This is a genomic window from Paenibacillus tarimensis, assembly GCF_021532315.1.
Classification (GTDB): Bacteria; Bacillota; Bacilli; order Paenibacillales; family Paenibacillaceae; genus Paenibacillus_I; species Paenibacillus_I tarimensis.
Genome location: NZ_JAKGAO010000020.1, coordinates 62,458 through 84,025, shown reverse-complemented (window position 1 = coordinate 84,025; position 21,568 = coordinate 62,458). Strand labels below are relative to the sequence as shown.

At 48.8% G+C, this 21,568-nt stretch carries 18 protein-coding genes; 17 read left to right on the top strand and 1 reads right to left on the bottom strand.

What is annotated here, in order from left to right:
* Positions 1 to 292 precede the first annotated feature (292 nt).
* The 7 genes from L1N82_RS18115 (at position 293) to L1N82_RS18085 (ending at position 4,913) form a co-directional block, all read left to right on the top strand.
* Complete coding sequence (locus tag L1N82_RS18115; RefSeq protein WP_235288872.1) at positions 293 to 628, top strand: general stress protein; 336 nt, start codon at positions 293 to 295, stop codon at positions 626 to 628.
* Positions 629 to 854: 226 nt separating this feature from the next.
* Entirely contained in the window at positions 855 to 1,112 is a 258-nt protein-coding gene (locus tag L1N82_RS18110) for a DUF2188 domain-containing protein (RefSeq protein WP_235288871.1), read from the top strand.
* A 181-nt stretch (positions 1,113 to 1,293) separates the two neighbouring features.
* Positions 1,294 to 1,953, top strand: a complete 660-nt coding sequence (locus tag L1N82_RS18105; protein WP_235288870.1) for an HAD family hydrolase — start codon at positions 1,294 to 1,296, stop codon at positions 1,951 to 1,953.
* Positions 1,954 to 2,242: 289 nt separating this feature from the next.
* Positions 2,243 to 2,512, top strand: coding sequence for a YrhK family protein (locus tag L1N82_RS18100; RefSeq protein WP_235288869.1), 270 nt, complete (start codon positions 2,243 to 2,245; stop codon positions 2,510 to 2,512).
* 111 nt (positions 2,513 to 2,623) lie between these two features.
* A complete protein-coding gene (locus tag L1N82_RS18095) occupies positions 2,624 to 3,238 on the top strand; it encodes a DedA family protein (RefSeq protein ID WP_235288868.1) in 615 nt (204 codons plus the stop codon).
* Positions 3,239 to 3,307: 69 nt separating this feature from the next.
* On the top strand, positions 3,308 to 4,108 hold the full coding sequence (locus tag L1N82_RS18090) for a VOC family protein (RefSeq protein ID WP_235288867.1): 801 nt from the start codon (positions 3,308 to 3,310) through the stop codon (positions 4,106 to 4,108).
* 19 nt (positions 4,109 to 4,127) lie between these two features.
* On the top strand, positions 4,128 to 4,913 hold the full coding sequence (locus L1N82_RS18085; protein ID WP_235288866.1) for a helix-turn-helix domain-containing protein: 786 nt from the start codon (positions 4,128 to 4,130) through the stop codon (positions 4,911 to 4,913).
* A 23-nt stretch (positions 4,914 to 4,936) separates the two neighbouring features.
* Here the strand turns inward: L1N82_RS18085 and L1N82_RS18080 are convergent, their stop codons facing one another.
* Positions 4,937 to 5,731 carry a Nif3-like dinuclear metal center hexameric protein gene (locus L1N82_RS18080; protein ID WP_235288865.1) on the bottom strand — a complete coding sequence of 265 codons (795 nt, stop codon included), beginning with the start codon at positions 5,729 to 5,731 and terminating at the stop codon, positions 4,937 to 4,939.
* Positions 5,732 to 6,092: 361 nt separating this feature from the next.
* On the opposite strand from L1N82_RS18080, the gene L1N82_RS18075 reads away from it, so the two are divergent.
* The 10 genes from L1N82_RS18075 (at position 6,093) to L1N82_RS18030 (ending at position 21,548) form a co-directional block, all read left to right on the top strand.
* Entirely contained in the window at positions 6,093 to 6,707 is a 615-nt protein-coding gene (locus L1N82_RS18075; RefSeq protein ID WP_235288864.1) for a bifunctional transcriptional activator/DNA repair enzyme AdaA, read from the top strand.
* A complete protein-coding gene (locus tag L1N82_RS18070) occupies positions 6,691 to 7,242 on the top strand; it encodes a methylated-DNA--[protein]-cysteine S-methyltransferase (protein WP_235288863.1) in 552 nt (183 codons plus the stop codon). The genes L1N82_RS18075 and L1N82_RS18070 overlap by 17 nt, the downstream gene beginning before the upstream one ends.
* The gene (locus L1N82_RS18065; RefSeq protein ID WP_235288862.1) at positions 7,235 to 7,948 is read left to right on the top strand and encodes a 2OG-Fe(II) oxygenase; all 714 of its coding nucleotides are present in this window, start codon (positions 7,235 to 7,237) and stop codon (positions 7,946 to 7,948) included. The genes L1N82_RS18070 and L1N82_RS18065 overlap by 8 nt, the downstream gene beginning before the upstream one ends.
* 131 nt (positions 7,949 to 8,079) lie before the next feature.
* Positions 8,080 to 8,919: a hypothetical protein gene (locus L1N82_RS18060; RefSeq protein ID WP_235288861.1), complete on the top strand. Its 840-nt coding sequence runs from the start codon at positions 8,080 to 8,082 to the stop codon at positions 8,917 to 8,919.
* A 162-nt stretch (positions 8,920 to 9,081) separates the two neighbouring features.
* On the top strand, positions 9,082 to 9,807 hold the full coding sequence (locus tag L1N82_RS18055) for a thioesterase II family protein (protein WP_235288860.1): 726 nt from the start codon (positions 9,082 to 9,084) through the stop codon (positions 9,805 to 9,807).
* 28 nt (positions 9,808 to 9,835) lie between these two features.
* A complete protein-coding gene (locus tag L1N82_RS18050) occupies positions 9,836 to 10,621 on the top strand; it encodes a 2,3-dihydro-2,3-dihydroxybenzoate dehydrogenase (RefSeq protein WP_235288859.1) in 786 nt (261 codons plus the stop codon).
* A gap of 24 nt (positions 10,622 to 10,645) precedes the next feature.
* On the top strand, positions 10,646 to 11,845 hold the full coding sequence (dhbC, locus tag L1N82_RS18045; protein WP_235288917.1) for an isochorismate synthase DhbC: 1,200 nt from the start codon (positions 10,646 to 10,648) through the stop codon (positions 11,843 to 11,845).
* Positions 11,846 to 11,867: 22 nt separating this feature from the next.
* Positions 11,868 to 13,478: a (2,3-dihydroxybenzoyl)adenylate synthase gene (locus L1N82_RS18040; RefSeq protein ID WP_235288858.1), complete on the top strand. Its 1,611-nt coding sequence runs from the start codon at positions 11,868 to 11,870 to the stop codon at positions 13,476 to 13,478.
* A 41-nt stretch (positions 13,479 to 13,519) separates the two neighbouring features.
* On the top strand, positions 13,520 to 14,419 hold the full coding sequence (locus L1N82_RS18035; RefSeq protein WP_235288857.1) for an isochorismatase family protein: 900 nt from the start codon (positions 13,520 to 13,522) through the stop codon (positions 14,417 to 14,419).
* 52 nt (positions 14,420 to 14,471) lie between these two features.
* Positions 14,472 to 21,548 carry a non-ribosomal peptide synthetase gene (locus L1N82_RS18030; RefSeq protein ID WP_235288856.1) on the top strand — a complete coding sequence of 2,359 codons (7,077 nt, stop codon included), beginning with the start codon at positions 14,472 to 14,474 and terminating at the stop codon, positions 21,546 to 21,548.
* Positions 21,549 to 21,568: the final 20 nt, after the last annotated feature.

Below are 21,568 nucleotides of genomic sequence, written 5' to 3'. Positions count from 1 at the left end.
AGGGCGCTAGCAGCCTTTTCTCCCTTTTTTATTTCACAATATAGCATTATTGCGAACAAGGCATGCATTCATCCTAAGTAAATGAGGGGAGACGAAGGCCCTCCTGTGTTACATTCAATGCCCAATAACTGTAAAAGGGTAAAGTGGAAAACAACACCATAATCAGAAGAAATCATTGAGAATGTATACCTTGAAGATGAGATAATGCGGTTATATTTGTTTCAATTGTCCGGCAACGGTTAATAAAATGACGTAGCAGCAAAACAACATCACACAAAAGGAGGAATTAACAATGGCTGACAAAAACAAAAACAACATGACGGTGAATGAAGCAGGACGCAAAGGCGGCGAAGCTACTTCCGAATCTCATGGCAAAGAGTTCTATCAAGAGATCGGCAAGAAAGGCGGCGAAGCTACTTCCGAATCTCATGGTAAAGAGTTCTATCAGGAGATCGGCAAGAAGGGCGGCGAAGCTACTTCCGACTCCCATGACAAGGAGTTCTACCAGGAGATCGGTTCCAAAGGCGGCCGTGCCCGTGCTGAGCAAGACGGTGAAGATGGCAAGATGAGCCTGGAAGAAGCTGGCCGTAAGGGCGGCGAAAGAAGCCGGGGCGGCAACCGCAATTAACAAGACTTGAGGATCACCTAACGAAGCGAGGAGACACTGGCAATGAATCAAGCTGATGAAATAGCTGGCTTAAAGCCTGCAATCTAACAGATGATTGCAGGCTTTTTGCTGCGCACTCACAGATATGTGGTGATCCCCCGGAACGGACATCATCGTTTCTTCTGCTGCTAAAGAGGGTAACAAATACACAGCCGCACCCAACTATACCCTTGAAGGAGAAATTATCATGAGTGACCAGCATCGCGACGAACGGGAACAATATTTCAAGGAACGCGCCGGGACAGAGGACGCAAGATTCCATGTCGTACCTCATGATGAAGAAGGATGGGCTGTAAAAGCGGAAGGTGAAGAAGAGCCGAAGTTCACTTCAGGCTCGCGGTCGGATGCAATTAAGGAAGCAAAGCGATTAGCCGAGGATGCCGGGACGATGGCCATTATTCATAATGATGAAGGTCGGATCGAAGAACAGCATAATTACCAGTAAATGATCAGATCGTACATGAGCCGCATACGCTTATGTACGATCTTTGCTTTTATCAGCCATCAATGATTCCTATCCATGATTCTTTGCTCCCGTTCGACTTTGCATCGTCAAGATGTGATAATGTAACTACGAATCAAGTTGTTGACTGGTATGGTTTAAGAAATGGGGGATGATATTGTTCATGATTAAAGCCGTAATTTTTGATTTTGACGGAACTATACTGGATACGGAGACGCCATGGTACGATGTTTTTTGCGAAATATATCAGGAGCACGGTGCCGAATTCACTCGTGAAATTTGGGGGACTGCAGTAGGTACCCAGGGAACGGATCTCTACGCGCCGCTTGAGCAGATGCTGGGCAGGAAGCTCGACCGTTCAGAGCTTAGGCGGTCACAATACCAGAAGCATGAAGCCATTATGAGGCAGCAAAGCATTCGGGAAGGAGTCCGGCAATATCTCGATGATGCGAAGCGGCTTGGCCTGAAGATCGGTTTGGCTTCCAGCTCGGAGCGCAAGTGGGTGGCCGGTTTTCTGCGGCAGCATGGATTGCTTGATTATTTTGAGGTGCTTCGAACAAGGGATGATGTGCAGAAGGTCAAGCCAGATCCCGAGCTGTACATACAAGCATTGCAAGCGCTCGGCGTGACGAACGAAGAAGCGATAGCTATAGAAGATTCGCCGAACGGTGCGCGTGCTGCGACAAGAGCAGGAATCAGGTGCATTGCTGTACCTAACCCGAGCACGGCTGAGCTGCCGTTTGACGAGCTAAGGGGTATTAGAGTGGAATCATTAACCAGCCTTAGTCTGGATGAGGCCATTCTACAGCTTATAAAATCTTAGAGCATACGGACTATTGAAGTTAGTGAATGTCATAACCTGCAACCCCAAACGGATGCCGCTGAGAAGCGAGCATCCGTTTGGCATATATTACAAGTAAATTTCAGCTTCGTGAACCAATTCAGCTGGGTTTGCCCATGCATTCACTGTGGTATAAGTACAAGAGGCGGCAAGAGAAATAGTCTTGTCGTCGCTTGCTTTATCGAGATAGGGCGAAAAGAGGTGAACGATTATCCGTACTCCAAAAGGAAACGTCATCTACAGGAAAAATGATGGCCGCAAAAGCTATAAGGTGATCCAGTTCTCGAAGTGCCGGTTAATCATTCAAGACCGCCGTGTGCTTGTTCCGATTTTGAATGACACGATGGTGTCCATATGGTATATCGCAGGTTCCATCTGCTTCTTCTATCCGGTCAATAAGGAAACGGGTGTTCTATTATTTTTGCTCGGCAGTATACAGCTGTTCACCCGGAATCTTATACGAATAATGAAGTCGATTCAAATCAAGTTGGTCTCGGGCTACAGGAACAACAGCAGAAACCCGCAGAAATCGGGCCAATAAGAATTGCTTCAAAATATTATATTCGCATCATGATAGAGCCGACCCGATTACCCGCTATGTAATCGGGTCATTCTGTGCTGTTCCCGATCACTTAAAGGAGTGGAGTTAGGAATGGAGAACTGGATTACAGATTTTATGGACTCATACGGGTATTTCGGAATTCTGCTGCTTATTGCACTCGAGAACATATTTCCGCCGATTCCCTCGGAAATTATATTAACCTTCGGCGGGTTTATGACCACAACTTCAGAGCTTCATATACTCGGGGTTATCGCGTCATCTACCGCCGGTTCAGTTGTCGGGGCTCTTTGCGTATACGGAGTCGGTAAAATGCTTACAGTAAGCAGACTGGAAGAGATCGTGAAGAAGCATCATAGAATTCTTCGTGTTAAGCCTGAGAATATCCGCAAAGCCGAGACCTGGTTCAACCGGCACGGGGGCTCCGCCGTGTTCTTCTGCCGCCTGGTGCCGCTGGTACGAAGCCTGATCTCTCTACCTGCAGGCAGCGCATCGATGAATCTGTTTTCTTTTCTTCTGCTGACGACGCTAGGTTCCTTGATCTGGAATGCAGCACTTGTTTATTTGGGTGCGGCCGTTGGTTCTTCCTGGGACACCATTACAAGGTACCTGGACATCTATTCCACTATAGTATATGGATTAATTGCTCTAAGTTTAGCTATCTCTGTTTTCTTGTATATCCGCAAACGCAAGCAAAAAAGAAGTTGACCTTCAAGCAGCTTTAAGGTGTATGATTTATCCATACAAATAAAAGCAGAACTGGAGGAAAACAACGTTATGAACAAGCCTTATTTCAAATTTGACGGCGGATTTATTATGGTGCCATGGGAACAATTCGATGAAGCCGTTGAATGGTACGGGGAGAAGATGGGATGGCGATTGAAAGGCACCGCAGACACACCCGTCGGCAGGAAAGCCTTCTTTGAGCTTCCAGGCGTGGGACAGGCCAATCTCAAGGCTTTCGAAAGCGGTATCAGCCACTTTACGCGAGATGGATACGAGGAAGGAAACTGCAGGTTTTGTTTTCAGACGGGGAACCTCGGGAAGGCCTTGGCGTATTTCAGGGAGCATGATGTGGAATGTTCAGAACCGCTTGAGATGCCAGACGGCAGCTGGTCTGCGGACATAACAGCCTTCGGCGGAATCAGGCTAACGTTGAACGAGGACCGGAGCCTGGAGGGTCAGTTTCCTGACGCGCGAGTGATTCAATTTGCTTCGAAGCCTTTATGGGTGGGTGTGAGCAGATTGGATCACGCTGTCGGGTGGTACGGACGTTACCTTGGACTAGCCCGTTCTGATGCTGATTACGCTGACAGAGGGTTTGCCCTGTTGCGAGATGACAAGGAAGGATGGGACATGGCCTGGCTGCAGAAGGTCGACCCGGTGCCCGGACAACCTAAAGCAAACCCGGGCGCAAGATTATATTTTCACATAGAGAGTCAAGAAGACTTTATCCAGGCGAGTGAATGGCTTAAGAATGAGGGGATTGAGGTTTCGGATATTGTAGGTGAAAGGTGGCAGGGATTCCACTTCTATGACCCGGATGGCAATCGCTTGAACGTGTGGACCTATTATTAGGCGGCAAGAGGAGATTTGGATGCAGGGCAAGATGACGATTCAGGCGTTCTCCGACCGGACTGGACTCCCTGCCAGTACACTTCGTTATTACGAGAAGGAAGGCCTGCTCTCACCGGATATCCGGGCTGATAACGGTTACCGTCTGTATGCCGAAAGTCAAATTCCGCGGGCCATCAAGCTTCACTCCCTGCGTCAAGCAGGTATAAGTCTTACCGAGCTTCGGGCTTATATGTCGGCAGATCGGTCCGGCCAGGATGAATGGCTTGAAAAATGGCGGCATGACATTGACTCTCGTCTTAAGACGCTGCAAGCAGCGAAGCAATTTATGTATGGCATTAAAGGCCAGGATGAACAAATTCGGCTGGTAAAATGGGATTCGCCTGTCCAGATGGTTTGGTTCCGCAGAAGAGTCGAGCGCAAGCTGAATCCTTTTGCACAAGCGATTGATGAAGGGGCAGCACTTTTAAGCAGCTGGAGTCTGCTGCATACCCGGGAAGCGTTCGTCAGGCATATTCAGATGGATGGGAACGAGATGGCGGGAAGCATCGGTTATCGGCTTCGCGGCAGATATGCCATCCCGGATGATCTGTACAAGGCTGGTGCCTTTGAAGAAGCAGTGGAGCCAGCCTTGTTTGTATCGCTGGATTGTTTAGCTAATGACCCTTACGCATGCTTCAGCCATATGCTGGTTCTTCAATCCTTCGGCTTTGACCCGGCTGGTCCTCATATGGAGCGGTATCAATTGAACGATAAGCTTCATTACGAAGTTATGATACCGGTTGCGTACATGGCAAGAAAGCCATAGCTTTAAGTTCTTCTATTGGACGGCTATACGAGATAATAGACTGGCCCAGATGGGATATAATGCACCGGGATGCCCCGGTGCTTTTCCTGTATAAGCATCGCAAGATAGCGCATTCCCGGCTCCTCGCTTTCGGCATGTCCTAGCGTAACAAGCGCTTTATTCCAGCCTTGATGCGCCGCATCTCTTATATATTCCGGCGTTTCCCACTCGGGGCCTTCACCAGCCAGGATCAGGTCAAGCTGTTTGTCTCGCAGAAGAGGAATGGCCGTTGCGCCACCGCCTCGGTAGCCAACCAATACGCCGATTCGGCTGTATGTACCGGACAGCTGTCCGGATACCCGTAGATAAGCCAGACCAAGTTTATCCTTGATGTAGGCCCCCAAGTCAGGCAAAGTCATTCCTGGAATCCGGAGAACAGCAGCAGCAGGCAGCAGTTCTTCAACATGTCGCACCCAGCCGAGAGATTCGAGCAGTCCCATTATGATAATGTCGGGTTCGTGCTTATGGCAGTGATCATGATAACGGTAGATCGCGATCCCGGAATCTTCAATGAGCAGGCGTTTGGTCCGGTATACCGGGTCATCCTTACTAAGGTGCTCTTCCCCCTTATGGCTGTAATAGATGCCCTCATGCACAATCAGCAGGTTTACACCAAGCTTCACTGCTTGTTCAATAACATGCTGGGTAGGCATAAAAGCCGTGGCAATTGCGGTAACGGCGGTATCCGGATGGCCTGTTTCCAATTTGTCGACACCAAGAGCTGCTGAGTGGGCAGGTAATACCAAGCCGCCGGTCACTTCACGGATAGTCGCAGACATCGTCAGCTTCCTTTCTGACAGGGAGTATTGATACCGATTATATCACCTTCATTTTCCACACGGTCAAGGCATATGAGAGGCGTTAACTATAGGATTTACTTTGAAAAACTTAGTTCTTGCCTTACAGAGGGTTTGAAGGCTGAAGTGCTGCTATAGTGAAGGTACCGGTCCTTACATTCGAGCCTGTAGCTCTTCCCCATGACTGGCTAATTGATAGAGATGTATCGGAAAAGCCCGCCATTTGGCGGGTTTTTCCGATATCGTTTAATTGCATAGCGGTATTACTCAATCTTGCGGTTCTATTCGGCGGAGCGTACAGATGGACGGCAGTAAAGGTATACTGTAATAGGAGGTGAGCCGCATGAAGCAAACCGGAGGGGAGCAGGAGCATCATAAGCTGACCGAAGAGCATTGGCAGGCCATTCTGGCGAACGACGTAAGCTACGACCAGCAGTTTATATATGCGGTACAGACGACAGGTATTTTCTGCAGGCCATCCTGCAAATCCCGGCCTCCGCGACGGGAGAATGTCCGCCTGTTCAGCAGCGCGGACGAAGCGCTGTCGCAGAGCTTCAGGCCATGCAAACGATGTAAGCCTGCTGGTGAGCGGCTGCCCGATCAAGAATGGGTGGATCAGATAGCCAGTTATCTGGATAAGCACTACCGAGAATCTGTCACCCTTGAATCGCTGGCGGTGCAGTTCAACGGGAGTCCTTATCACCTGCAGCGTACCTTCAAGCGAATAGCCGGGATTACGCCTGTGCAGTATCTGCAGAGGAAAAGAATTACGGCAGCCATGGAGCTATTGAGCCGGTCGGATGAATTATTATCTTCAGTAGCAGCAGCCGTAGGATTAACTAGTACGGCTTATTTCATTACACTGTTTAAGAGAATTACGGGTGTTACACCTGCTCATTATCGCGGAACCCTGCAGCATAACGGTACGGAGGTGTTCGATCATGAACAATCGGATTAACGGCAGGATCTACTGGTCGCGCTGCAGCGGCAGTCTCGGAAGCATTCATCTTGCTGCAACGGAAGCCGGCCTTGTGTTCGCCGGTTCGCTGAATGGGGCATACCAGGAGCTTGAGGCATGGATAGAAGGCCGGTTCCGCGGGTATACAGCTGTCCGGGATGACTCTAAGCTGCAGCCTTACACCGATGAATTGGAAGGATTCTTCCAAGGCGGGCGGCGTACTTTCACACTGCCATTAGAATTGCCTGGAACACCGTTTCAGAAGGACGTATGGGATGCGCTTAGATGCATACCGTATGGAGAGACAAGGTCATATACGGATATAGCCAGCCTGCTCGGGAAGCCGTCGTCGGTTCGGGCTGTAGCCGCGGCTATCGGTGCAAATCCGGCTCTTATCTTCGTTCCATGCCACCGCGTGATCGGCAAGAATGGATCATTGACCGGTTATAGGGGAGGGCTGCGGATGAAGGAAGAGCTGATTCGTCACGAGCTCACACAGACTGCATTGGAGAGGAGTTTGGAACGGCATGTCTGATAGGCTTAACGGGCATATTCCAGCTATAGACTGGACCTCTGTTGGGGCCATGATAAATGAACAGGGGTTTGCGCTGCTGCCTGGCCTGCTGGATGAAGACCAGTGCCAGCAGTTGATTAACACCTATGATGACGAGTCTCTGTTCCGAAAGACTATTCAGATGGCCAGATACCGATTCGGCGAAGGAGAGTACAAGTACTACCAGGCACCTCTTCCGCCGCTAATTGAGCAGCTGCGGAACGGGATATATCCGGAGCTTGCGAAGCTTGCCAACGAGTGGCTGGTGCAGATCGGACAGGAAGGCAACTATCCTGCGACTCTTCAGCCTTTTCTTGAACTATGCCATGAGAGAGGCCAGCTTCATCCAACTCCATTAATACTTCAATACGTAGCAGGCGGGTATAACTGTTTGCATCAGGATCTGTATGGCGAGGTTTTCTTTCCATTTCAGGTTGTGATTGCGCTTAACCGAAGAGACGCCGATTATACCGGCGGTGAATTTCTGCTGGTTGAACAGCGGCCGAGAGCTCAAAGCAGAGGCCATGCCATTACAATTGATCAGGGCAGCGGGCTTATCTTTCCCACAAGCTATCGGCCGGTTCAAGGCTCACGCGGTTATTACAAGACAACTATGCGGCATGGCGTGAGTACCATAACCTCGGGGCAAAGGTACAGCCTGGGGATTATATTCCATGATGGGGCATAGATGTAATAGTTATATCAGCAAATTATCGGCAGAACATGGATCGATAAGGCGATACGATGTGAAATGCCGTATGAATAAGGTAGACTTGGATAAAGTAACAAGGTCATATTGAAACATAAGGCGGGGTGAAGATGCAGGACAAGCTGCTCGCCGAGCTGGCTCAATTTACTGCTGAACTTGAGGCAAGAGAGGCTGCGGCCGTGTATGTTGTGCCTGATGAGGTCATGAACGCAGTGAAGAGATCCAAATCACTGGAGCGTCTGCTTCATGAAATATTCGTGCAGGTCAGCGGCAGCGGGGGGATCAACCTTCAGTCCATCATACGCAGAGAGTTCGGCATCCGGTCAGAGCTGACGGATCGCTTGATGCAGTGGGCGCCATTTAGCAGGGACCATTTCGAGGATGAGCTTCACGAAGCCATCGACCGGGCAGATATCCGGGCAGGTAACCAAGGGATGTTTTTCGCGGGTACACCCAGCAAGCAGGAGGCTGCAAAGGCGCTCGCCTTGTTGCAAGGGATAGCACATGCGGCTGTAAAAATCCAATTCCACGCCGGGCAGGCATTTCCCCAGTTACATGTAGAGATTCTCAGTAAGATTCTGCAATTCTATTCACTGCCGAATTCGTACCCGGAAGGAACCGCAGTTCAATACCGGAACCTCCTTTCGGAAGAAAGATTAATTGTTGTGTCAGGCGGAGACCAAGCAATACTAGAAGCTTTACAGCAATGTGGAAGAGAATGGTACCAGCATGACGAAACGAGGTTCCTGGAGAGCAAGGAAGCCTATTTTTCTTATGAGGATGTTCGACACTTCTTATATCTGCTGACTGAGGATCAACTAGGTATCTTGAAAGATGATTATATCAGCCAGATTAGGGAAGAATTCCAGCAGCTTAAGAAGAGGCCGGACTTGCACCGTGCCAAAAGTTTGCATAGCATGCTGGAAACGGTATTATGCTGGATGGTTTAGGATTTTATGATGACAACCTGCAAAACGCGCTCCCCGCGGATTGGAGGTTTTTTTCTTGCTCAATTAATCCGCAATGTCCCTGCAATAAGAACCGAGCTAATGTAACATCAGGAACCGTAAGATTAAGACATTCAGGACGGGCTTTGGAAGGAGGGATAGGGAGTGGAGCAGATACCGAAGCTCTTTTGTTTCCCTTATGCAGGGGCATCAGCTTCTATTTATCATATGTGGAGCAACAGGGGACTCCAGGCAGAGGTTATGCCGGTGGAGCTGGCAGGCCGGGGAAGGCGCATGGGGGAAGACTTCTATAAGCAAATGGATGATGCGGTCAATGATGCCTACGAATCAATGGTTCCTTTGCTTACGGATTCGATGCCTTATGCTGTGTTTGGTCACAGCATGGGCGGGATATTAGCTTACGAGCTTATCCATAAACTGAGGGAAGAGGGCCAACCATTACCCGGTACGCTTATCATTTCTGCAGCGCCTCCTCCTCATCTCCTGACCAAAAGCAGAGAACCCGTATCCGGGCTGTCGAATGACTTGTTGCTCCAACACCTTAAGAGAAGAGGGGAAATATCCAGATTTATTGACCTCGAGACCTTTATACAGGTTTTCCTGCCTATTATAAGGGCTGACTACAGGCTTCTGGAAACTTACCGTCCTATCCTAGACCGGATAGCAATAGATGTTGACTTATCTGTCTTTTACGGAACAGAAGATTCAATCGGAGGAGATTTGATGAGCGGCTGGGAACGGTATGTGAGGGGAGATTTTAATGCATTTCCTCTTAGAGGCGGACATTTCTTTATCCATGAAAGAAGAGAAGCCATGATAGCATCTTTGAACAGGTTACTTGCCGGATACAAGAGCAGTGACCCAATCTAGTGCAAGCTTACTAGGAGGACAAGGCGGGATGGAAGCTTGGGGCTTGAACGGGAAGGTTGCGGTGGTAACCGGCGCCGCCCGCGGAATTGGAGAAGCAGTTGTAAGATCAATGGCTGAACACGGCTGTACAGTTGCTGCATTAGATATCAATACTTCCTTGCTTAATCGACTGGTCAAGGAACTCCATGCGTCCAATCTCGCTGCAGCAGGCTACACAGTGGATGTTTGCGATCATGCTGCTGTCGAGCAGGTTGTGGAGGGGATTGAGAACCAATTAGGTCCGATTGACATTCTAGTGAATGTGGCCGGTATTCTGCGTATTGGTTCAGCTGTTTCGTTAACAGATGAAGATTGGGAAAGCTCCTTTGCGGTCAATGCAACAGGTGTATTTTGTATGTCTCGAAGTGTCGCAAGGCGAATGATTCCAAGGAAAAGGGGCTCCATTATCACCATCGGATCGAATGCAGCAAGCGTGCCAAGGTTACGCATGTCGGCTTATGCAGCGTCGAAAGCCGCTGCTGTTCAATATACCAAGACACTTGCACTGGAGCTTGCGGAACATCACATCCGCTGCAATGTTGTGTCGCCGGGTTCAACACAAACGGATATGCAATGGTCTTTGTGGGATGGTCCGGACAGTGAGCAGGCTGTCATAAGCGGATCCCGGGAAGCATTCCGAGTAGGCATTCCATTGCAAAGGCTGGCAGATCCAGCAGATATTGCGGATGCTGTTATATTCCTTGCTTCAGATCGTTCCAAGCATATTACCATGCACAATTTATATGTCGATGGCGGTGCCAGCCTGGGTGGCTGAATGAATAATTAGGGGTTGATTGTCATTAGTAAAGCAGTGGCTTCACAAACCGTAACACAAATGCTTGATTTATTTGAAAACGAATCCTCCTGTTTCTTCGCCTCACCTACGGGAGCGCTCATTACAAAAGGCATACGGACAAAAGTTTCATGTGAAGGTAAGATTGATCATTGGGAGGAACTGCCGGCTCGTGTCAGCAGGATCTTGCAGGAAGCGAAGAATGTAGCCAACGAGAATCCAATTGTACTGGGTGCTTTACCCTTCGATCGGTATCATCCTATTCATCTGTTCGTCCCCAATGAGATCGTACGCTCTGCCATCGTGCCCAGTTCGTCCGATATGAAGAGACAACAACATCAAAGCGCCGCTTACACGATTACGCCCGTCCCCTCCGCCCAACAATTCATAGCCTGTGTAGACAGTGCCCTTAAGCTGCTTCACGATTCTCGCCTTACCAAGGTTGTATTATCCCGCACCCTGCAACTGCGCACCAAGTATACAATAAATGTGAAAGAAATGATTGCTAATTTAGCTCGTCGCAATTCTGATGGTTACACGTTTGCCATCACTATACCCCAACCTGAAGCAGGAGCCAGGACACTCATAGGAGCTAGCCCTGAACTGCTTGTCTCCAGGTTTGGCAATCAGATTACCGTGAACCCTCTTGCCGGTTCGATCGCCCGCAGTGATGACCCTGCGGAAGATAAACGGAGGGCAGATGAGCTGTTTAGCTCCTATAAGAATCGTCGTGAACATGCGATTGTCATAGACGCAGTTAAACAAGCACTTCATCCGTTGTGCCAACAACTTCACGTACCGCCTGCTCCCGAGCTGATTAAAACCTCCACGATGTGGCACCTCTCAACCGTGATGAAAGGGGTACTGGCGGACGCCAATACGACCTCTCTTGAACTCGCCGTCGCTTTACATCCAACCCCCGCGGTATGCGGAACTCCGACAGATAAGGCTTTGGAAGCCATCCGCGATATAGAACCGTTCGATAGAGCGTATTATACCGGTATGGTAGGCTGGTGTGATTCAGCGGGCGATGGGGAGTGGGTTGTCACGATACGCTGTGCTGATATCCAAGATCAGTTGGTCCAGCTCTATGCGGGAGCAGGAATTGTTGCGGAATCAAAGCCTATGGAAGAGCTTGCTGAAACATCTGCCAAGTTCCAGACCATGCTCGCTGCAATGGGGTTGGTGGAATGTGAGGCGCTTTGAGAATCAGGAAGGGAGCAGAGTAATGGCCCAATGTCCTACCTGGCCGGCAGAGTTTGCGGAGATGTATCGCCGTAATGGCTGCTGGAGCGGGGAAACATTCGGGGATCTGCTGCGCGACAGGGCTGTGAAGTATTCAGAGAAAATTGCTATAGTCAGCGGGGAGAGGGAACTGACATATCGCCAGCTGGATAATCGTGCCGATCGCCTGGCTGCCGGACTTATGGAGCTAGGTATTAAACCAATGGATCGCATTATCCTGCAGGTACCAAACCAACTGGAATTTATGGAAATTATATTCGCTCTGTTCCGGATTGGTGCCCTGCCGGTCTTTGCCCTACCCCTTCACCGGAAAAGCGAGATTGCTTATCTGTGCGAGCTTGCCGAAGCAGCAGCGTATATTATTCCGGACACTTATGCCGGGTATGATTATCGCGAACTGGCGCGCGAAGTAAGAGAGGATGCGCCTAACCTTCAGCATATCATCGTCATAGGGGAATGTGAGGAGTTCATCCCCTACCTCAAGTTATTCAGAGAACCGGTTAATCTCCCGCAAGTTCATGCTGAAGATGCTGCCTTCTTTCAATTATCGGGAGGAAGCACAGGTCTGCCCAAGTTAATCCCCAGGACACATAATGATTATATATACAGCTTGCATGAGAGTGTGAGCATATGCCGGCTGGATACGGAAAGTGTATATCTGGCCGCTCTTCCTGCTGCCCATAACTTTACGCTCAGTTCACCGGGTGTGCTTGGTACGATCTATGCGGGCGGTAAGGTGGTGCTTGCTCCAGATCCGAGCCCTGACACAGCATTCGCCTTAATCCATAAGGAGAAGGTAACGATTACGGCCATTGTACCGCCGCTTGCCTTAATATGGCTGGATGCAGCCATATCACGCAAGGCTTCTCTGACTTCTTTGCAGGTTTTACAGATAGGGGGCGCTAAGCTTAACGCAGAGGTTGCCCGAAGAATTCAACCGGAGCTGGGGTGCAGGCTGCAGCAAGTATTTGGTATGGCAGAAGGCTTGGTTAATTATACCCGGCTGGACGACCCCGATGAGTTGGTTATCTACACTCAAGGAAGGCCTATGTCCCCTTATGATGAACTGCGGGTAGTGGATGAGGATGATTGCGAGGTGGAGACAGGAGTTGTGGGTCATCTGCTAACAAGAGGCCCCTATACCATACGCGGCTATTACAGAGCTGAAGAGCAGAACGCTAAGTCTTTTACATCGGATGGTTACTACAGAACAGGAGATCTGGTCAAATTGACATCCGAAGGCTATCTGATCGTTGAGGGCCGTGTTAAGGATCAGGTGAATAGGGGCGGGGAGAAGATATCATCTGAAGAGATAGAAAATCATCTTCTTGCACACGGATCTGTTCATGATGCAGCGCTCGTAGCCATACCCGATCCTTATCTCGGAGAGCGATCTTGCGCTTTTGTCATACCAAGGGAACAGAGCCTTACAAAGAACGATATAACCGAATTTCTGAGAAGTAGAGGGCTGTCAGGCAACAAGATACCGGACAGGATCGAGTTTGTAGACGATTTCCCCAAAACAGCTGTCGGAAAGGTGAGCAAGAAAACGCTGCGTGAATCGCTGATTGCGCGATTACAGACCGAAGACTAAACGATGCTCTTGTTCGTACTTTATAACTAGGAAGTGATGTAATGGCTTTGCCTGTAATTCCCGCCTATCCTATGCCAACCGTAGTTGATATTCCGCAGAACAAGGTGGACTGGAAGCCTGATTCCAGCCGCGCGGTTCTGCTTATTCATGACATGCAAAATTATTTTATGGATGCTTATGAGACCCGGGAATCACCTGTTAATGATCTGATTGCGAACCTCCGGCTTTTGAAGAATAGATGTCAGGAAGCTGGAATCCCGGTAATTTATACCCGGCAGCCTGGTGGACAGACGCCTGATGAGAGAGGCCTCCTCCTTGATTTCTGGGGACCCGGCTTAAATGACGGTCCATATCAGCAGGCAATCATTCAAGAGCTTAGTCCGGGTGTTACGGATCTAACCCTTACCAAATGGCGCTATAGTGCCTTCCAGAAGACCGAGCTGCGAGCTATTATGCGGGATATGAAGCGTGACCAGCTGCTAATTGGAGGGGTTTATGCACATATCGGCTGCCTGATGACAGCATGTGAGGCGTTTATGCTGGACATTGAAGCCTTTTGTGTGGCAGATGCTCAGGCAGACTTTTCACGGGGGCAGCATCAGATGGCACTACACTACGCAGCGGAGCGGTGTGCGGCCGTTTGGACAACTGGGCAACTACTGAATGAACTTAAGGTAAAACAAGAAGCAAGGACAGGCAGCGAACCCGCTATTACGAAGAAATATCTTGCAGAAGCTGTAGCAGCGATGATACCAGTTTCGCCATTAGATCTGAATGACCAAGATAATCTTGTTCAGCAGGGGATTGATTCCATCCGAATGATGAGCCTTGTGGAAACATTGCGCGGAAAGGGAGCCAGCGTTACGTTCACCGACTTGGCTGAAAGTCCAACCTTAGCAGATTGGTGGGCATTAATCTCATCGGAGAGTCTCACAGGATAACTAGGTCTGCGTTTAATTAACAGGAATTACTTCCAGGAGGAGTTTGTTATAGATGGCTAAGCATCGTGGAACCCGTCTGCCTTTATCAAGCGCTCAGTATGGAATGTGGTATTCTCAGGAGCTTGACCCGGCGAATCCAATATTCAATACCGGTGAATATACGGAGATAAGCGGGGAGCTTGATATTGTAAGTCTAGAAGCAGCAATCGTGCAGACGATCAGGCAGGTGGATTCGTTGCGGGTAACCTTTGAAGATGCTTCTGACGGCATCTATCAGATTCTTTACGGCGCAGTGAGTATTCCCGTGTCTGTTGTTGATCTAAGCAGTGAGCCTGACCCTCATCAAGCAGCGATGACCTGGATGAATAATGACATGCAGCGAGCTGTCAGTCTGCTTCAAGATTCACTGTTCACGCAAGCGATTATTCGAATCGGACCCGAATGCCATTACTGGTATCAGCGTATTCACCATATAGCGATCGATGGTTTTGGCTTATCGCTTATTTCCAAGAGTGTAGCAGACACGTATACAGCAATTCGCTCTGGAAGCAAGAGCAAAACAAGATTTGGTTCCCTGCACGCCATTCTTCAAGAAGAACAGGAATACCGCCTATCCGATTCGTATAAGCTAGACCGCGAGTATTGGCTGGACAAGCTAAGTACGATGAAGGAGATAGCGGGATTTCATACCTATCAGCCGCGGGAAGACAACCGGGTTAATTCTATGATAAGGGAAACAAGATACCTATCCCGTTCTAATGCCGAAGCGTTGAAAAATATTGCGAGGGAATTTAACGTAAACTGGTCTGATCTTCTGATTGCCGTAACGGCAGTCTACTTATACCGATATACTGGCAGTCCATCTATCGTGTTAGGCATTCCCATGATGCGCCGCCTCGGCTCTGTCTCCATAAGGGTTCCCGCCCTTGTGATGAACCTTCTGCCTCTGTATCTAAATATACAACCTGAGGATAGTCTGCTTCAGATTATTAAGAACATAGCGTATGAAATGAAGCATATCCGGAAGCATCAGCATTATAGACATGAAGAAATGCGCCGTGACCTTAAGCTGGTTGGCACGGATAAGAAGCTGTTTGGACCTGTAATTAATATTATGCCGTTTGACTACCACTTGGATTTTGCCGGCAATCCGGGCGTAACTCACAACCTGTCCTCGGGGCCGGTTGAGACTCTCAGCATTAACGTGTATGACCGTTCCGGCCAGCAAGGATTAAGAATTGACATGGATGGGAATGCCGGACTCTATGATCAAGACGAGCTGCGGACACATGCAAACCGATGGAACCAGCTGGTGAAGAGTATCATAACTTGTGATCTTCATAAACCGGTCTCCTCCTTTCCTTATCTGCTGGCGGAGGAACAGCTTCTACTATTTAGTGAGCAGCATCAAACAAACCACCAAGAAGCCTGTCCTGACAGGGGGGAATATGCAGCCTACTGTCGCAGTGTGGCGGCAGACGGTTCATCAACCCTAAACATGCCCACTGACTTAAGCGTTAACAGCAGTACCAATGAAGATAGCAGACTTGTTCCTGTGAACTCATCGTACTGCTTTGTGCTGGATACCGGGACTACTGCGCGGCTGCAGAAGCTGGCACAGTATTATCAAGTGAGCCTGAGAATCCTAATGCTAACCCTCTATACAGTCATGCTGTCCAAATATTCGAATCAGACTAATATCCGGGTTGGAACAATCATTGGGGAGAGGAGACTAACAGACCAGCCGGATGTTCCCCGCGCAAGCGATACACCTCTTATGATCCGTAACAAGCCTGCCGGGGATAAAACCTTCTATCAGCTGCTGTGTGAGACAACAGTCATTCTGCTGGAGGCGTATAAGAATCGAGACTGCCACAACCAGCTGGCGCCAGGTAGCAGTGAAGTTAACGAGCGCCAACACGCATTATTCGAGAATATGTTCATCTATTCGTTCGCCGAGAAACTTGACAGGGCTTTATTTGTATTCATGGTAGAGGAGAACAACGAGGAGCTGCATGTTACGATTCATTACCCGGCGTCATGCTATCAACCGGAAATGATAGCCAGGATGTCTGCGCATTATTCCCATATAACCCGGCAGGTGCTGGATAATCCGAATGTCTTCTTACACGAGCTGGTTATGATCACAGAAGCTGAAAGAAAACAGATATTGGAGGAATTCCAGCCGAAACGGAATGATTTACCGCACGAGAAGACCATTCACGAACGATTTCAGGAGCAGGTCTTGCAATTTCCCCATAAGACAGCTATTCAATGCGGAGACTGCAAGGTTACTTACGACGAGCTGAATAAACGGGCCAACCAACTGGCACGAGGGCTTCAAGCTGAGGGGGTGCGGCCAGGGCATTTAGTGGGAATTCTGTCGGAACGTTCAGTGGACATGATGGCAGGTATACTGGCCATTCTAAAAGCAGGAGGCGCCTACGTCCCGATCGATCCGGCATACCCCGACCAAAGGATACAGCACATTTTGTCCGATTCCCGAGCTTCACATATATTGGTGCAAGCATCACATTACAACCGGATTAAGAATAGCAAACCCATTATCCTGGATTCACAGCAATGGGTACAAGAAGACCATTCGAATTTGGAGAATGAGGTAAGTTCCCGTGACCTCGCCTATGTTCTGTATACATCTGGTTCAACCGGAGCACCTAAAGGCGTCATGATTGAGCATCGTTCGGTGCTGAACTTCCTGCAGACATTAGAGACCAGAAGTCCGCTCTCCGCCCAAGATGTACTTCTGCAAAAAACTTCTGTTGCCTTCGATGCCTCGGTATGGGAATTGTTCTGGTGGATGATGAAGGGTGCCAGCCTTTGCCTGCTTGAGACTGGCGGCGAGAAGGACGCGGGCGTTATTATTGACGCTGTTCAGAAGCACCAGGTAACTCATCTGGAATTCGTCCCATCCATGCTCCAAGTGTTTGTCGATTATGTTGAAACCTTTGCGCAGGCAGACAGACTGGCTTCTCTCAAGTATGTTTCTGTGGGAGGAGAGGTATTGTCTGCCCGGTTGGCAGAGCAGTTTTACAGGAGTCTTACAATACCAAACCAAACGCTGCTGTACAATACCTACGGTCCCACGGAATCAACAGTTGAGGTAACAAGCTTCCTGTACACAGGAGGCAGTAGTCTGGAGAAAATTCCGATAGGCAAGCCGAATCTCAATACAGCAATCTATATCCTGAATGAACATAAACAGCTGCAGCCTATTGGTATACCCGGCGAGCTTTGCATTGCTGGAGAGGGTCTTGCACGCGGTTATTTGAATATGGACGAGTTAACAGCTGCACGATTTGTCGATAACCCTTTTGTTCCTGGTGAGCGGATGTATCGGTCCGGTGATATAGCCAGGTGGCTGCCTGACGGAAACATTGAATATATCGGCAGAGTAGATCGACAGGTAAAGATCCGCGGATACCGGATTGAGCTTGGCGAGATCGAGTCGGCATTTTACCAAATACAAGAGGTGAAGCAGGCAGTAGTGAATGCACAGACAGAGCTTAATGGAGACACTGCTTTGTGCGCATATTTCACCGCATCGGCAAGGCTGCCGGTTCATCAAATCAGGGTTAGCCTGTCTAACTCCCTTCCTGACTATATGATCCCCTCGACCATCATTCAGCTAGAAAGCATGCCATTGTCTCCCAGCGGCAAGATAGACCTCAGTGCTCAGCAGAGACCCGAGCGGCCGCCACAAGGAGTGACAGGTGCTACGGCTCCAGCCTCTCCTCAACATCTCAAGCTGTCCCGGATATGGGAAGAGGTTCTCGGTTTGGGTCAGATATCCGTCACGGATCATTTCTTTGAGATAGGCGGCCATTCCTTAAAGGCTTCTCGTCTCATCACCTGTATACACCGCGATTTCAATGTCCTGTTAACGGTAAAAGATATATTCGAGCACCCCATCTTCAGAGATATGTTGGGATGTATTGAACAGAAGAATGCAGATGAATATGTGAGTATTCCGGCTGTCTCAGAGAAGGCCTATTATCCGGTCTCAAGCTCCCAGAAGAGAATGTATATACTGGACCAACTGTCTGGGTCTAATCGAGCCTATAACATGCCGCTCGTTATGTCATTTGAGGGGAGAATAGATGAAGAACGCTTAGAACAATCGCTGCAAGCGATCGTTGGCCGGCATGAATCGTTCCGGACTTCATTTGAGGTTGTAGAAGGAGAACTCGTTCAAATCATTCATGATAAGGTCGACTTTACTATGGATCATGAGCGAGCTGAGGAAGAACAGACAGCTGATATTATTCAAGCATTCATACAACCCTTTGAGCTGGATGCTGCCCCTTTGTTTCGTGCAAAGCTGGTGGCGTTAACTACTGGAAAACATGTGCTTCTCATGGACATGCATCATATTATATCGGACGGGGTTTCCATGAACGTCTTCATGAGAGAATGGGCCATGCTTTACAAGGGGGAGTTACTTGCTCCGCTGCGTATTCAATATAAAGATTATACGTACTGGGAATACAGTCAACTGCTTCAAGACAAGCTGGACAATCAGAAGACTTATTGGCTGGAAGCCTTCAGCGGAGAATTGCCTGTGCTGCAGCTTCCGACGGATTACATAAGACCGAGGGAGCAGTGCTTTGACGGTGGTTTTGTGAATTTTGTATTGAGTGAAGACCAGACAGCAGGCCTTAAGCGGCTGGCGGGGCAAACCCATACAACCCTCTATATGATTCTGCTAGCGGTCTATAATGTTCTGCTTGCCAGATACAGCGGCCAATCCGACATTATCGTAGGCAGCTTGAGCGCCGGCAGGCAGCATACTGACCTGGAGTCGATTATTGGACTATTCATCCGCACTCTGGCCATGCGGAACTATCCGCAAAGGGATAAATCCTTTAAAGCATTCCTGCAAGAAGTGAAGGAAACTTCAATCGGGGCCTTTGAGAATCAAGACTTTCCTGTCGAAGAATTAATCCATCAAGTCGTAACCAATCATGATCCAAGCCGGAACAAGCTGTTTGATGCGATGTTCATCTATCAGAATATGATGGAGCCTGTTGAAGGCTCACTGAATGTTTATTTCGATGATTGCAAGGTTGAATCATTCGAAATGATCGATCTGGTATCCAGGTATGACCTGACTTTAGAGGCATTGGAACAAGACGGAGAAGTCCATTGCGAGTTGATTTATGCTGCCGCATTATTCAAACCTGAGACAATTGAACGTATGGCGAAGCATTTTATACAGTTAGTAGACGGCATTATTGAAGCACCAGACAAGGCGATAGGTTGTTTGGAAATGGTCACAGAAGAAGAGAAGCGGATCCTACTTGAGGAGTTCAATAATAAAACCATTGAATACCCCACCGACACTATGATTCATCAGATGTTTGAAGATCAAGTCGAACGGACACCGGAGCATATCGCTGTAGTGTTTGGAGAGAACACACTTACCTACCATGAATTAAATGTTCGCGCGAACCAATTGGCACGGAAACTACAGGCTAATGGCGTAAAGCAGGGCCAGCCCGTCGGCATCATAGTTGAACGTTCGGTAGAGATGGTTATTAGTCTGCTCGCTGTGCTGAAAGCGGGTGGTGCTTATGTTCCGATTGACCCGGAATATCCATATGAACGAATACACTATATGCTGGAGGATTCGGCATGCAGTATCCTTCTGATCCATCAGCATTTGCAGGAACGGATACCTTCCGAACATGCATGTCTGTACGTTGATGCCGATGAAGCTTATACCGGTGATGGATCTAATCTGGATTGTACAGGCGGCAGCAAACAATTGGCGTATATCATCTACACATCCGGTACGACCGGCAAGCCGAAAGGTGTCATGATTGAACATCAGCAGGTTGCTGCGATTGCAGAGGGCTGGAAGCATGTTTACCGCCTGGATAATGGATCGTTCAAGCTACTCCAGTTGGCCAGCTTTTCATTCGATGTGTTTACGGGGGATTTCGTACGAAGTTTATTACATGGCGGTGAGTTGATTATTTGCCCTGATGACTCTAGGCGCGATGTTAGACGAATAGCCTGGCTCATCCACCATCACCAGATCCATATTCTCGAATCCACGCCATCGCTAGTAATTCCGCTTATGGACCACATCTATCAAGAATACAACAGCATTGACAGCCTTCAAACGATAATTATAGGCTCAGACCAGTACTCACCTGAAGCACTGGACCGGGTAGTTAAGCGATTTGGTTCCAAGCTGCGTATCATTAACAGCTACGGCGTTACGGAAACGTGTATTGATGCGAGTTATTATGAGTATTCTTCTCCTCCTGGCAATCAAGGGGGGCTAATTGGCCAACCTTACCCCAATGTTAATCTATATATTCTCAATGAGGATTGCCTTCTTCAGCCAGCGGGTGTATTAGGGGAATTATTCATTGGCGGCGAAGTAGTAGGGAGAGGCTATTTGAACCGTCCTGATCTGACTGGTGAGCGGTTCATTATGAATCCCTATAAACCGGGTGAACGGCTATACCGAACGGGGGATTTGGCAAAATGGAGTACAGACGGGAATATAACGTTTGTTGGCCGTGTAGACCATCAAGTGAAGATACGCGGGAACCGAATTGAAATAGGTGAAGTGGAGTCAGCCATTCGACGAATAGAACTAGTCCGCGAGGTGGTTGTAACCGCGTATTCCAACTTCCAAAACGTGCAATCGTTATGCGCTTATTATGTGGCTGATAAGGAGTTGACAAGTAAACAGATAGGAGAAATTCTGGCTGCATCTCTGCCCAGCTATATGCTGCCATCTTACTATGTTCAATTAGAGTGCTTGCCGCTGTCACCAAACGGGAAGATCGACCGTAAGGCGCTGCCGACTCCAACCAGTCAGATTGACGCAAGGGTTGAATATTCCGCCCCCATTACCCCCGTACAGGAGCTGTTAGCGGAGGTATGGCAAACCGTGCTGCAGGTGGACAGGGTGGGCACGGCCGATCACTTCTTTGAGCTGGGCGGCGACTCGATCAAGGTTATCCAGGCAGCCTCTATGTTAGCAGAATCAGGATACGAGGTAGAGGTTAAAGCACTGTTCAATTATCCCACGATTGCTGAACTGTGTGAACACATTCATCCTGCCGCGGGGGTGCTGCGGGATGAGAATTAACGATAGCAGGGGGATGTGTT

Coding starts and splice junctions, on each gene's coding strand:
- L1N82_RS18105 (WP_235288870.1), top strand. CDS start 1,294: ATGATTAAAGCCGTAATTTTTGATTTTGACGGAACTATACTGGATACG.
- L1N82_RS18090 (WP_235288867.1), top strand. CDS start 3,308: ATGAACAAGCCTTATTTCAAATTTGACGGCGGATTTATTATGGTGCCA.
- L1N82_RS18085 (WP_235288866.1), top strand. CDS start 4,128: ATGCAGGGCAAGATGACGATTCAGGCGTTCTCCGACCGGACTGGACTC.
- L1N82_RS18110 (WP_235288871.1), top strand. CDS start 855: ATGAGTGACCAGCATCGCGACGAACGGGAACAATATTTCAAGGAACGC.
- L1N82_RS18050 (WP_235288859.1), top strand. CDS start 9,836: ATGGAAGCTTGGGGCTTGAACGGGAAGGTTGCGGTGGTAACCGGCGCC.
- L1N82_RS18030 (WP_235288856.1), top strand. CDS start 14,472: ATGGCTAAGCATCGTGGAACCCGTCTGCCTTTATCAAGCGCTCAGTAT.
- L1N82_RS18065 (WP_235288862.1), top strand. CDS start 7,235: ATGTCTGATAGGCTTAACGGGCATATTCCAGCTATAGACTGGACCTCT.
- L1N82_RS18095 (WP_235288868.1), top strand. CDS start 2,624: ATGGAGAACTGGATTACAGATTTTATGGACTCATACGGGTATTTCGGA.
- L1N82_RS18070 (WP_235288863.1), top strand. CDS start 6,691: ATGAACAATCGGATTAACGGCAGGATCTACTGGTCGCGCTGCAGCGGC.
- L1N82_RS18040 (WP_235288858.1), top strand. CDS start 11,868: ATGGCCCAATGTCCTACCTGGCCGGCAGAGTTTGCGGAGATGTATCGC.
- L1N82_RS18035 (WP_235288857.1), top strand. CDS start 13,520: ATGGCTTTGCCTGTAATTCCCGCCTATCCTATGCCAACCGTAGTTGAT.
- L1N82_RS18060 (WP_235288861.1), top strand. CDS start 8,080: ATGCAGGACAAGCTGCTCGCCGAGCTGGCTCAATTTACTGCTGAACTT.
- L1N82_RS18115 (WP_235288872.1), top strand. CDS start 293: ATGGCTGACAAAAACAAAAACAACATGACGGTGAATGAAGCAGGACGC.
- L1N82_RS18075 (WP_235288864.1), top strand. CDS start 6,093: ATGAAGCAAACCGGAGGGGAGCAGGAGCATCATAAGCTGACCGAAGAG.
- L1N82_RS18080 (WP_235288865.1), bottom strand. CDS start 5,731: ATGTCTGCGACTATCCGTGAAGTGACCGGCGGCTTGGTATTACCTGCC.